Here is an 11862-nt window from a genome sequence, read left to right on the forward strand (position 1 = left end):
CCCTAACCGTCGTTCGCGACTGCGCCTGTGCGCAGCGGCGCACCGTCGGCCACGGTTGCGAGGGTGCTGGTAACGATCATTTCGCCATGTGCAAGCCCGTCTGAGATATAGGCGAACTCGCTATCGCCGAAGGCAACCGTCACGTCGCGGATATCCAGCTTATCGCCCTGCATAACCCATACGGTGTCGCCCTGGCGCAGGTGTTCGCGCCGGATGCGTATAATATTTTCAAGCGCGCGGCCCTCTATTTCACCAAACAGGATGGAGCCGACAAGAAGTACAGGCGTGCCCTCCGGCTGTTCCAATGCCAAAGGGTCCTTCACACTAACCAGAACGCGGGCAAGACGAGTATCGCCGTCGATTGCTCCAATGAGGCTCAGGATATTGCCCGTGCGGTGAGTGCCTTCAGGCCAACCTGCGCGGTCCCGCAGTTTCACTGCAGCGCCCGGTTCCCCTGGACGGGGAATGGCTATTTGGGAAAGTTTTGCGAGCGGAACGCTCATCACAACATGGTATTCATCTACGCCGATGAGGCGAGCAAGGGTGGTGCTGGTACTTACCTCTGAGCCTATATTGGCGTTGCGCGAGAGGACCTGCGCATGAAAGGGGGCAGTAACCTTCGTGCGAGCGAGATCCAGCTTGGCTTGGGAAAGCATGGCCTCAGCTGACTTGAGTGCTGCTTTTGCCGCTTCGAACTGCGGTTTTCTGAGTGCGAGCGAGGGATTTTTGTCGTCCATATCCTTGCCAAGGATTTCAAAATCGCGCCGGGCGACATCGCGCCTGCCGCGCTCAACCGCCAGATCGCTCTCCGCTTGCTCGACCATGCTTTCGCGCTGGGCTACCATATTTTCATAGTCTGCGGGATCGAGGGTGAGCAGTGTCTCGCCAGCCTGCACAAAGCCGCCGGGGATGAAATGCTCTGATATGCTGGAAACACGCCCTGCAACACGCGGCATGAGTGCGATGTCCTGCGCGGCTTCAACGGTGCCGAGCCCGCTGATGATGGGGCGGTGGGTAGCTTGGGTTACCGCTGTGACGTCCACAAGCATGGCTGTTTCGCGGGTTGCGGCCTCACGTTCCGCTTTGGGTTCGGTACTATTGATGAGCACAATGAGAAAAGCGGCACCCACCAGAATGAGCACGCTGAAGAGGAGGGTGGTCACGCGCCCCAATGTCCTGACTTTGCTTTTCGACCCTTCATGGGTCTCCACTTCGGTCGTTTGCACCGCGTACCCCCTGTTATGCTGGCTAGTTAAGAATGCTTATCATATTACGTTGGAAATTCAAAAATGGGTCAGATCACGTTCTCGTCACAAAAAAAAACGTGGTATGAGCGAAGCTGGCGATTCACGCGAACGGGCATTCTATGGAAATTCTTGGCAAGCGCTTTTTATACTAAATCTAGTACATTCTGAGTTTGCTCCTACAAGCTGAAGGGTTATACTGCCGCTTCGCCGGCGGGCTTGGGCGCCGGAAATCAGCAATATTTACGCGTGGGAGACAGGGGCAAAATGGCCGACACCGGTGAAAAGCAGCTTTCGGGCCTGATGGAAGAACGTCATGTTTACAAACCCTTCCGTTATCCGTGGGCCTATGAGGCTTGGCTGACGCAGCAACAGATTCACTGGCTGCCGGAAGAGGTGCCCCTCGCGGAAGACGTGCGCGACTGGGCGCGCAAACTGACGGACGGTGAGAAAAACCTGCTGACGCAGATTTTCCGCTTCTTCACCCAGTCGGACATTGAGGTGAACAACTGCTACATGAAGCATTACACCAAGGTGTTCAAACCCACTGAGGTGCAGATGATGCTGGCAGCCTTCTCGAACATCGAGACGGTTCACATTGCCGCCTATAGCCACTTGCTTGACACGCTCGGCATGCCGGAAGCTGAATATTCCGCCTTCCTCCACTATAAGGAGATGAAGGACAAATATGATTATATGCAGCAGTTCAATGTGAACGACCACAAGGCTATCGCGCTGACGCTGGCCGTATTTGGCGCGTTTACCGAAGGCCTGCAACTGTTCGCTTCTTTCGCCATGCTGCTCAACTTCCCGCGCTTCAACAAAATGAAGGGCATGGGCCAGATCATCAGCTGGTCGGTGCGCGATGAGACGCTGCACTGTGAGAGCATCATCAAGCTCTTTAAAACCTTCGTAAGCGAAAACTCGGAAATCTGGGATGACGACCTCAAGTCGCAGATTACCGAAGCGTGCCGTACAATTGTGGAGCATGAAGACGCGTTCATCGACCTTGCCTTCGGCATGGGGGCGGTTGAAGGCCTCACAGCTGCGGAAGTGAAACAATATATTCGCTATATCGCGAACCGCCGCCTTGACCAGCTTGACCTTGATGAGCTTTACGACATCGACAAGAACCCGCTGCCGTGGCTCGACAGCATGCTGAACGCTGTTGAGCACACCAACTTTTTCGAGAACCGTGCAACGGAATACTCGAAAGCGGCGACACAGGGTTCGTGGGACGAAGCGTTCAACTAACGCAGTTCCCAAAGGTTCAGATCGGCACAGGGAGCCGAATAGGAAGGCCCCGCACCAGCAAATGGTGCGGGGCCTTTTTCATAAGAAAAGCACCCGAGAGGGAGGCTCGGGTGCTTGAGGTGGAACACCGCCAGGCCGGTTAGCTAGCGAGGAGGAGTAACCGGCCTGGTGTCTGCGCCCAGGGTCTCAGGGGCAAGGGCGCGGACCTGGTGTTCACTAGTCCCACCGGCCGTGGGACATCTTGTGCTTGCCGTGGCCTTTGCCCGGGTTGCCATAGTGGCCACCATGGGCGTAACGCACGGCCAGAGAAGCGTAATAGTCGTCAACATTGCTGCGGATCTCACCGGCGAGCTTGCGGCCAAGGTCGGCGGCGGTTTCGCGGCGGATCTGGTTCGTGACACGATTGAAACCTGCACCAGAAGCATTCTCAAACAGGGCAGCCACGTGCTGGTTCGGGAACCGGTTCGTTGGCTCGGCACCGCAGCGGTTGTGCGCACGAAGATCTTCACCGTATGTCAGGTAGCTATCGGCACGGGCAGTGATACGTTCGCGCTCGCGGCCAACACCTTCGGTGGTCACATGCACCGTATAGCGTGCTTTGGTGTCGAGGCGCTCCTTGACCACGGTGTAGGACGCTTTGTAAGCCGGACCACAGTGGTTGATCGCGTGCATATTGATGCGGTTATAACGGTCGCCTTCACGGTCACGGTCGACAATGCGGCGGTCGAGGTCATAGTCCTCCTCACGCACATCAATCACGATGTCGGCGTAGCGTGGATTATCCACGATACGGATATAGTTTGGCATATTCGCGCGCATCGATTGTTCGGTCACCGTTTCAAACCGGTCTTCCCGGCGGCTGCTGCGGTCGCGGATGTCTACGTTCACAAAGATCTTTACCGGATTGTCGAAACGAAATTCGGTCGAGCGTACGTAGCTGCCACCCTTGTAGCCGTTGCCGTAGTAGGACGGGTCGGCCAGTGCGGTACCAGTCGCAAGCAGCGCCAAGGTTGCCCCAGTGGCCAAAGTGCGCAGTTTGGTGTTGAACGTTTTCATTTCTCATTCCTCCGCTGTTGATGATGCAACATTAGCTGAGGAAGGCTGACGCAAAGCTGAGGCCGCCGTTCACATGGCGTTCATGAAGGGGCGTGCTGAAAATGGCAGAAATCTGCCATTCTGTTCCGTCTTGATGGTGTGATGGCCACCGTCTTTGTACCTATTACACAGAAATGTGGACGATTTTCCCAACAAAAAAGCCCGCGAAAAGGATCGCGGGCTTTCGTGATTCGCCAGCCAGTCGCCTAAAGCTGGCCGTGGCAGTGTTTGAACTTCTTGCCAGACCCGCAAGGGCAGGCGTCATTGCGGCCGACACCCTCAAGCGGATTGCGGGCGGGCTGGGCCGCTGCTGCCGCAGCCGGCATGCCGGATGAACGCACGTCGCCGTGGCAATGCTTGAACTTCTCGCCAGAGCCACAAGGGCAGGGCGCGTTGCGCGGTACTTCACCCCATGTGCTGGTGTCGTTGGGGTCAAAACCACCCTGGCTGCTGCCGCCGCCTACAGCACCTTCCGGTGCCGGGTGGCTTTCATGGAAGATCTTTGGGCTTTTGGGTTCCAGTTCCGCTGGGTCCAATTGCGGTGCGAGCTCAATGCGGCACAGAAGCTGCGTCACGTGCTCGCGCATGTGGTAAAGCATGGACTCGAAAAGCGAGAAAGCCTCGGTCTTGTATTCATTGAGCGGGTCACGTTGGCCGTAAGCACGCAGGCTCACGCCCTGACGCAGGTGGTCAAGGTTCTGCAGGTGGTCTTTCCATTCCTGGTCAACCACTTGCAGGAGCAGGCTCTTCTCAATACCACGCCAGAATTCCGGGCCGTATTTCGCGACTTTCGCTGCCATCATCTTGTCGGACGCATCTTCAAGGCGTTCGATGATGGCGTTGTCGTCCACACCTTCCTCATTTGCCCATGCATGCACGTCGACACCGAGGCCGAGGTAATTCTGTACGTCAGACTGCAGACCGTCGAGGTCCCACTGTTCAGGGTAGGATTTTGGTGGAATGGCTTTCTCGACAATATGGTGCACAACGTCCGCGCGCATGTCCTTGATGGTCTCGGCGACCTCGTCGGCGTCCATGATCTCGCGGCGTTGTTCGTAGATCACGCGGCGCTGGTCGTTCATCACGTCGTCAAACTTGACGAGGTTTTTCCGGATATCGTAGTTGCGCGCTTCCACCTTCTGCTGGGCTTTTTCAATCGCCTTGTTGATCCAAGGGTGGATGATGGCTTCACCCTCTTCGATGCCGAGGCGGACCAGCATGCTGTCCATGCGCTCGGGGCCGAAGATGCGCATCAGGTCGTCCTGCAGCGACAGGAAGAACTTGGAACGACCCGGGTCACCCTGACGGCCGGAGCGGCCACGCAGCTGGTTATCGATCCGGCGGCTTTCGTGACGCTCGGTCGCGATGATATAAAGGCCACCGGCCTCAATCACCTTTTTCTTCTCTTCCGCGACTTCAGCCTTGATGCGGTCGGTGATCTTCTTGATCTCAGCCGCGTCTTCAAGGCCCGCGGTTTCTTCCTCAATCCGCATCTCAGCGTTACCGCCAAGCTGAATATCAGTACCACGGCCCGCCATGTTGGTGGCGATAGTAACAGCACCAAGGCGACCGGCTTGTGCGACGATCGACGCTTCCTGTTCGTGGAAGCGGGCGTTCAGCACCTGGTGTTTGATCTTCTTGTTTTTGAGGAAAGCGGACAGGGTCTCGGACTTCTCGATCGACACTGTGCCGACAAGAACCGGTTGGCCTTTTTTCTGCGCTTCATCGATATCTTTGACAATGGCGTCGAATTTTTCCTTGGCCGTACGGTAAAACTCATCGTGCTCATCAACGCGTGTCACCGGAACGTTGGTTGGGATTTCCACAACGCCGAGGCCGTAGATGTCGCCAAATTCTTCAGCCTCGGTAGCAGCCGTACCGGTCATGCCCGCAAGCTTGGGGTACATACGGAAATAGTTCTGGAACGTGATGGACGCCAGCGTCTGGTTCTCCGGCTGGATCTCGACGCCTTCCTTGGCTTCAAGCGCCTGGTGCAGGCCACCCGAGTACCGGCGGCCTTCCATCATACGGCCCGTGAACTCGTCAATGATGATAACCTTGCCGCCTTTGACGATATAGTCCGTGTCGCGCTCGAACATGGTGTGCGCCTTAAGCGCCTGGTCCACGTGGTGCACGATAGCGGTGTTCTCATAGTCGTACAGGTCGTCGCCCTGCAACAGGCCCGCATCTTTGAGGATTTGCTCTACCTTCTCGGTGCCGTCTTCGGTGAGGGACACATGGCGGGCTTTTTCATCTTTCTCATAATCTTCGGCGGAGAGCTGCGCGATGATCTGGTCGATCGCGATATAAAGCTCAGACTTGTCGTCGGTTGGGCCGGAGATGATCAGCGGTGTACGTGCTTCGTCGACGAGGATCGAATCCACTTCGTCGACGATGGCATAGTGAAATTCTCGCTGGACCATCTCGTCGCGGTGCGACTTCATGTTGTCGCGCAGGTAATCGAAGCCCAGTTCGTTGTTGGTGCCGTAGGTGATGTCGCAGGCGTAAGCGTCGCGGCGTTCCTGGTCATATTTGCCCGGAACAACCACACCCGTGGTGAGGCCAAGGAAGCCGTACAGCTTGCCCATGGTCGCGGCGTCACGCTCGGCCAGATAGTCGTTTACGGTGACCACATGCACGCCTTTGCCGGGCAGCGCGTTGAGGTATGCCGACAGGGTCGCCACGAGGGTTTTACCCTCACCGGTTTTCATCTCTGCAATGCTGTTGTCATGCAGGACCATGCCGCCAATAAGCTGCACGTCATAGTGACGCAGACCAAGCACCCGTTTGGAGGCTTCGCGCACAACAGCAAAGGCTTCGGTCAGCAGGTCGTCAACCGTCGCACCACCTTCTAGGCGGTCGCGGAATTCCTGTGTTTTGGCTTTCAGCTCATCGTCCGAAAGCTTTTCGTACTCGGCCTCAAGCGCATTGATCGCTTCGACCTTCGGCTTCAGCTTGTTGAGGTACCTGTCGTTCGCCGAACCGAAGATTTTTTTGGCGAGTGTATTTAGTCCCAGCATAATGTTTCCCTGGCCTGCCCTTGGTCGTCACGCGGTGTCGTTCTCATGGCAGACCGCAAAAAATGATCCGCAAAACAGCTAATAGGTGACTTTATTAATATATGCAGTTTGTCACTACAGGATTGCAGGCACAGATAAGTATCTGCCCGCCATCTGTCAACTGGGCTGGCCAACTCTGCGTCCAAATGACCAAAATGAGAGGCGAAATCTTGCTCTTGTCACATTATCAAGGCATTATGCCCGCTCATTTTTCATAGGACGGATGACACTTATGGCCGAGTCTAAAATTTCCCCACTGGCACCTGCTAATTTCCCGAATCTCCTGCCCGTACCCGGTGTCGAGATGGGAGCAATGCATGCGGGATTCCGAAAGCGGGAACGACCCGACCTCCTGTTCGCCGTCTTCAAGGAAGGCGCGGTGGCTGCTGGCGTGTTCACGCGCTCCAAAGCGCCGGCCGCTCCTGTGGACTGGTGCCGCGCTGCGCTCAAGAAAACCGGTGGCAAGGCACATGCGCTTGTGGTCAACGCCGGCAACGCAAACGCCTTTACTGGCGACAAAGGCATGAAAGCCGCAACCAAATCGGCGGAAGTTGCATCGAAGATTGTCGGGTGCCAGCCTGAGGAAGTGCTGCTGTGCTCCACCGGCGTGATTGGTGTGCCCCTTAACGGTGATCTGTTTGAGAAGCCGCTCGGCCGCATCTATGACGGCATGTCTGGCGCCATGTGGCGGGAAGCCGCGGGCGCTATCATGACCACCGACACCTACCCCAAGGGCTGCTGCCGTGTGGCAACCGTTGAGGGCCGTCCGGTTGTCATCTCGGGCATCGCCAAGGGTTCGGGCATGATTGCGCCGGACATGGCCACCATGCTCGGCTTCATTTTCACGAATGCGGCTGTGACCCACAACTGCCTGCAGAAAATCCTCAGTGAGACGACCGACCGCAGCTTCAACAGCATTACGGTGGACGGTGACACGTCCACCAACGACACCTGCATCGCCGTTGCGACAGGTGCGGGCGCGACCTATGACCCGATCGATGACCCGGACGACCCGCGTATCGCGGATTTCCGCGCGAAGTTCGAGGAAGTGATGACTGACCTCGCGCAGCAGATTGTGCGCGACGGTGAAGGGGCAACGAAGTTCGTGTCCATCACCATTGAAGGTGCTGAAAGCAATGAAGCCGCGCGCATCATCGGCAAGTCCGTGGCCAACAGCCCGCTGGTGAAAACCGCTATTGCGGGCGAGGACGCCAACTGGGGCCGCCTTGTGGCTGCAGTCGGCAAATCCGGTGAGGCAGCAGAGCGGGACAAGCTACAAATCTGGATTGGCGGCCAACATGTGGCGCACAAGGGTGCAGTGCACCCGCGCTATCATGAGCCGGATGCCGCGGCGCACATGAAAGGCCAGGAAATCGACATCCGCATTGACGTGGGTGTGGGTGAGGGGACAGCAACAGTCTGGACCTGCGACCTGACCTACGATTACATCCGCATCAACGCGGATTACCGCAGCTAGGCGAAAGCTGCCCACCACTAATAAAAAGGCCCGGACAAAGCTGCCGGGCCTTTTTGTTTTTCCATTCAAGTATTTGAAAATAAAGAGATTTATTGTTGGCATGCGCTATGCATGGACGTGACCGGGGTATTGCTGAGTAGCATGTTGCCGGAGAAGAAAGATGCCAACTGTAAACCTGGAACTGCAACTGAAGTTCTTGAACGAGCTTGATAGCGCACTTGCTGAGGCGCTGGGCCGGTATAACGACGAAAGCCCGGAAAAATTGGCCGAGCTTGAGTATATGCAGCGCGAAGTGACGCGCGCACGCCGTGTGATCAACGACCGTCTCGAGCATACGGATGAGAAAAAAGTTCGGGCGCGCCGTCAGCATGCTGACGATCTCTACCGTGAAGCGGCGTTCAGCTAACGCCGCTTAACCTTCGTCGCCCGCTGTATCGACTTCGGTACCAAGTAGATCGAAGATTTCCAGAACCGAATCCGCCAAGGTGCCGATGCCTGCTGCGAGACCTGCCGCAATCAGGGCGCCAATCAGGCAATATTCAACGGCCGTAGCCCCGCTCCGGTCGCCAAAAAGTTTCCCGAGCGCCGGGGGAGAACCCCATGTGCGCCGCCACCAAATACCCAGTTTCATGTGCATTTCTCCGCTCATGCCCAGCTGCCAATGTCCCACCCTGCGCGCGATGCGTAAACAGTCGGTTAAAGCTTGAATTTGACTAAAACTGGCGCTACGCGTTGAGCCATGATGGATTGTCCAGAACCCAATGTGAAAGTTGATGCGGGCCTGCCGACTGTGCTGGTGGCCGCAATCGCGCTTATCGATATCGATGGGCATGTGCTGATTGCCGAACGGCCTCAAGGCAAGTCCATGGCTGGCATGTGGGAATTCCCCGGCGGCAAGGTCGAGGAGGGCGAGATCCCCGAGGCCGCGCTCATCCGCGAATGTAAGGAGGAGCTGGGAATCGACATCACCGCAGCCTGCCTCGCACCCTTTGCTTTTGCTTCCCATTCCTATGAGAAATTTCACCTGCTGATGCCGCTTTTTGTGTGCAGAAAGTGGGAAGGATATGTGCAAGGCCTTGAAGGCCAGCGCACCAAATGGGTGAAAATCCGCGATCTTGGGCAATATGAAATGCCGCCTGCGGATATTCCCCTTGTCGCCATGCTGCGGGACTTCTTTTGAGCACGGACCGCCTGCGGGAAATCCTTCTCGCTGATCCCACTGTTATGCAAATTCTTGAGGTGGTTAGAGACCGAGCACCACAAGGCGCTTACGTTTCGGCGGGGCTTATCCGCAACCTCATCTGGGACCGACATTATGGCCGGACGCCGGACTGTGCTCGCACGGATGTGGATGTGGTATATTTCGACCGTCAGGACCTTCGCCCCGAGACAGAGGCGCGTTTTGAAGGCGTGTTGACGCGCACCATGCCGCGCTATGTGTGGCAGGTGCGCAATCAGGCGCGCATGCACATGAGTGCGGGCGACAGGCGATATGCCGATGTTGCCGAAGCACTATCCCATTGGCCGGAGACAGCAACGGCTGTGGCCGTTCGCCAACACAAAGGCGGCGCGCTTGAAGTGGTGGCCCCGTTCGGCCTTGATGATCTTTTTGACCATGTGCTGAGGCCGACACCGGCAATCCTAAAGCGCGATGTGGGGATTTTTCAAAGACGACTTCAGGAAAAAGGTTGGCTCTCTCGCTGGCCGGAACTGAAGGTCAGATTGTCCTGATCATTCCGCTTTTGGTGGCTTCCCGGCCTTGAGTGCGTCGGCGAGGTTGATCTTTCCGCTGCCGGGACGGAGTGGCTTCTGCTGGCTTTCATGTGGATGCCAGCCGGTCATATACATGACGTGGAACGTGGCAGGTACACGCCCGTCTGGACCGGCGAATTTGGCGGCATAAATATCACAGGCACGCATCAGCACATCGCGGCGCAGGAAGGTGCGGCTGCGCGTGGTCATGGCGTTGGCTTCACCCATACCCCTGAGTTCCTGCATCAGCTTGAGCGGGTGTTCATAGGTCACCGTGATGCTGTCCATATCCGTGACTGGAAGGGCAAACCCGGCGCGCTGCAATAGGCTGCCAAGGTCACGCACGTCCGCGAACGGGATGACGCGGGCGTTGGCGCCACCCGTTACCTCAGCTTCCGCCGCGATCAGGGCATGCCGCAGTTCATGCAAGGTGTCGCCACCAAAAAGCGAGGCCATGAAAAGCCCGTCGGGGCGCAGCGCATGGTTGGCTTGCACCATCAGGCCCGGCAGGTCATTGACCCAGTGCAGGCTGAGGTTGGAGATGACAAGGTCATGGCTCTTGGGCTCAGTGTCGAGCGCCGCATCGTCCGCCGGTAAGCCCACAGCTTTTGCACCCGTCATAAAGCTCCGCCCACCAATATCGAGGATGCTGTCAAATTGCCGGTTGATATCCATAAGCCGGTCGCGCATGCGGTCCGCCACCTCCTCGCGCAGGAAGTCGAATGTGCTACCCATGGCGCGGCCCCGCGCCGTATTGCGGGCAACGGCAGTCATATCAAACAGGGCATCAGGTCTTTGCGGGCTTGTCATGGTGTCTCCATAGGCGAGGCGGGCGGGCCTTGCAACATCTACGCTGCCATATGGCGTTCTCAATCGTCACTTGCTAGGGTCTTTTTCATGCGAATGATTGCGCCTCATATCAAACGTGCTGCGAGTGGCGTGCTGGATTTTGTTCTGCCGCCCCGCTGCCCGCGCTGTGGTGACCGTATCGATGCGGACGGCCACCTATGCGGTGCGTGTTGGGGTAAGCTGCGCATGATCACACCCCCTCATTGCGTACGCTGTGGTATTCCCTTTGAGGTTGGTGAGTTGATGGACGCCGAATGCGGTGCCTGCCTGCGCAGCGAGCCGGCGTTTGATTGGGCGCGCGCCGCGGTGATTTATGAGGATGAGGCAAAATCGCTTATCCTGCATCTCAAATACAGCGGGGAAGGGGCGGGTGTGCCAGCCATTGGTCGCATGATGGCCGGTGCCGTGGCGGCTATGCCGCGCATGGATGTGATTATGCCGGTGCCCCTGCACCCGCGGCGCCTGTTTTCCCGGCGTTTCAATCAGTCCCAACTTCTCGGCAAGGCGATGTCGCGGCACCTTGGTATCCCGCTTGATTGTTTCAGTCTCGAGCGGAAACGTGCGACACCAAGCCAGGGCCAGCTTTCGCGGAAGGGGCGCAAGCGGAATGTAAAGGGCGCGTTTGCGGTGACGGGCGATGTCCACGGCAAGCGTATCCTTCTGGTGGATGATGTGCTGACAACCGGCGCGACAGCGTCTGCCTGTGCCTCCGCACTGAAACAGGCAGGCGCGGGCGAGGTCGGGCTCGCCGCATTTGCGCGCGTCAAAGGTCCGTCAGGCTGAGCTATGCGTATAGTGCAACGCTGCCTTTCCCTTTAACAAAAGGGCAAATTGCACTACATATGGCGCAAATGAATATAGGAGCCCGACCCGTGGCCAATGTTGTTATGTATAGTTCAGGCATGTGCCCTTACTGCTACCGCGCGAAGGCGCTGTTGCAGCAGAAGGGTGTTGCCTTCCGTGAAATCAGTGTGGACATGAACCCGCAGGCCCGCCGCGAGATGCGCGAAAAAGCGGGTGGTGTGAACACCGTGCCGCAAATCTGGGTGGGCGATACCCATGTGGGCGGCTGCGACGACCTTTATGCGCTTGATGCCCGCGGCAAGCTCGACCCCCTCCTCGCGAAATAGAC

The 11862-nt window shown here is 57.4% G+C and carries 12 protein-coding genes; 7 read left to right on the forward strand and 5 right to left on the reverse strand.

Annotated features, from left to right (window positions below):
- Window positions 1-2 precede the first annotated feature (2 nt).
- A complete protein-coding gene (locus B150_RS21155) occupies window positions 3-1226 on the reverse strand; it encodes an efflux RND transporter periplasmic adaptor subunit (RefSeq protein WP_020400539.1) in 1224 nt (407 codons plus the stop codon).
- A gap of 285 nt (window positions 1227-1511) precedes the next feature.
- On the opposite strand from B150_RS21155, the gene B150_RS0113865 reads away from it, so the two are divergent.
- Window positions 1512-2498, forward strand: a complete 987-nt coding sequence (locus B150_RS0113865; protein ID WP_020400540.1) for a ribonucleotide-diphosphate reductase subunit beta — start codon at window positions 1512-1514, stop codon at window positions 2496-2498.
- 216 nt (window positions 2499-2714) lie between these two features.
- Here the strand turns inward: B150_RS0113865 and B150_RS0113870 are convergent, their stop codons facing one another.
- Both B150_RS0113870 and secA read right to left on the reverse strand, forming a co-directional pair.
- On the reverse strand, window positions 2715-3554 hold the full coding sequence (locus B150_RS0113870; protein WP_020400541.1) for a hypothetical protein: 840 nt from the start codon (window positions 3552-3554) through the stop codon (window positions 2715-2717).
- A gap of 245 nt (window positions 3555-3799) precedes the next feature.
- A complete protein-coding gene (gene secA, locus B150_RS0113875; protein ID WP_020400542.1) occupies window positions 3800-6613 on the reverse strand; it encodes a preprotein translocase subunit SecA in 2814 nt (937 codons plus the stop codon).
- Between the two features lie 271 nt (window positions 6614-6884).
- Here secA and argJ point away from each other — a divergent pair, with 271 nt between their 5' ends.
- Both argJ and B150_RS0113885 read left to right on the forward strand, forming a co-directional pair.
- Window positions 6885-8129, forward strand: a complete 1245-nt coding sequence (gene argJ, locus B150_RS0113880) for a bifunctional glutamate N-acetyltransferase/amino-acid acetyltransferase ArgJ (protein WP_035921791.1) — start codon at window positions 6885-6887, stop codon at window positions 8127-8129.
- 160 nt (window positions 8130-8289) lie between these two features.
- Window positions 8290-8535, forward strand: a complete 246-nt coding sequence (locus B150_RS0113885) for a hypothetical protein (protein WP_020400544.1) — start codon at window positions 8290-8292, stop codon at window positions 8533-8535.
- 6 nt (window positions 8536-8541) lie between these two features.
- On the opposite strand, the gene B150_RS23275 is transcribed toward B150_RS0113885, so the two are convergent.
- Window positions 8542-8760: a Flp family type IVb pilin gene (locus tag B150_RS23275; protein WP_155860070.1), complete on the reverse strand. Its 219-nt coding sequence runs from the start codon at window positions 8758-8760 to the stop codon at window positions 8542-8544.
- Between the two features lie 108 nt (window positions 8761-8868).
- Between B150_RS23275 and mutT the strand changes: the two genes are divergently transcribed.
- Window positions 8869-9309 (forward strand): 8-oxo-dGTP diphosphatase MutT, encoded by a 441-nt coding sequence (gene mutT, locus B150_RS0113895; RefSeq protein ID WP_051078160.1) that lies wholly within the window; start codon window positions 8869-8871, stop codon window positions 9307-9309.
- Entirely contained in the window at window positions 9306-9860 is a 555-nt protein-coding gene (locus B150_RS0113900; protein ID WP_020400547.1) for a nucleotidyltransferase family protein, read from the forward strand. The genes mutT and B150_RS0113900 overlap by 4 nt, the downstream gene beginning before the upstream one ends.
- On the opposite strand, the gene B150_RS0113905 is transcribed toward B150_RS0113900, so the two are convergent.
- Complete coding sequence (locus tag B150_RS0113905; RefSeq protein ID WP_020400548.1) at window positions 9861-10691, reverse strand: methyltransferase domain-containing protein; 831 nt, start codon at window positions 10689-10691, stop codon at window positions 9861-9863. It abuts the gene before it with no gap.
- A gap of 87 nt (window positions 10692-10778) precedes the next feature.
- On the opposite strand from B150_RS0113905, the gene B150_RS0113910 reads away from it, so the two are divergent.
- Both B150_RS0113910 and grxC read left to right on the forward strand, forming a co-directional pair.
- Complete coding sequence (locus tag B150_RS0113910) at window positions 10779-11513, forward strand: ComF family protein (RefSeq protein WP_025896750.1); 735 nt, start codon at window positions 10779-10781, stop codon at window positions 11511-11513.
- 89 nt (window positions 11514-11602) lie between these two features.
- Complete coding sequence (gene grxC, locus B150_RS0113915) at window positions 11603-11860, forward strand: glutaredoxin 3 (protein ID WP_026168387.1); 258 nt, start codon at window positions 11603-11605, stop codon at window positions 11858-11860.
- Window positions 11861-11862 lie beyond the last annotated feature (2 nt).

The organism is Kordiimonas gwangyangensis DSM 19435 = JCM 12864, assembly GCF_000375545.1.
Taxonomy (GTDB): domain Bacteria; phylum Pseudomonadota; class Alphaproteobacteria; order Sphingomonadales; family Kordiimonadaceae; genus Kordiimonas; species Kordiimonas gwangyangensis.

Coding starts and splice junctions, on each gene's coding strand:
- B150_RS0113865 (WP_020400540.1), top strand. CDS start 1,512: ATGGCCGACACCGGTGAAAAGCAGCTTTCGGGCCTGATGGAAGAACGT.
- argJ (WP_035921791.1), top strand. CDS start 6,885: ATGGCCGAGTCTAAAATTTCCCCACTGGCACCTGCTAATTTCCCGAAT.
- B150_RS23275 (WP_155860070.1), bottom strand. CDS start 8,760: ATGAAACTGGGTATTTGGTGGCGGCGCACATGGGGTTCTCCCCCGGCG.
- mutT (WP_051078160.1), top strand. CDS start 8,869: ATGATGGATTGTCCAGAACCCAATGTGAAAGTTGATGCGGGCCTGCCG.
- B150_RS0113905 (WP_020400548.1), bottom strand. CDS start 10,691: ATGACAAGCCCGCAAAGACCTGATGCCCTGTTTGATATGACTGCCGTT.
- secA (WP_020400542.1), bottom strand. CDS start 6,613: ATGCTGGGACTAAATACACTCGCCAAAAAAATCTTCGGTTCGGCGAAC.
- B150_RS0113885 (WP_020400544.1), top strand. CDS start 8,290: ATGCCAACTGTAAACCTGGAACTGCAACTGAAGTTCTTGAACGAGCTT.
- B150_RS0113910 (WP_025896750.1), top strand. CDS start 10,779: ATGCGAATGATTGCGCCTCATATCAAACGTGCTGCGAGTGGCGTGCTG.
- B150_RS0113870 (WP_020400541.1), bottom strand. CDS start 3,554: ATGAAAACGTTCAACACCAAACTGCGCACTTTGGCCACTGGGGCAACC.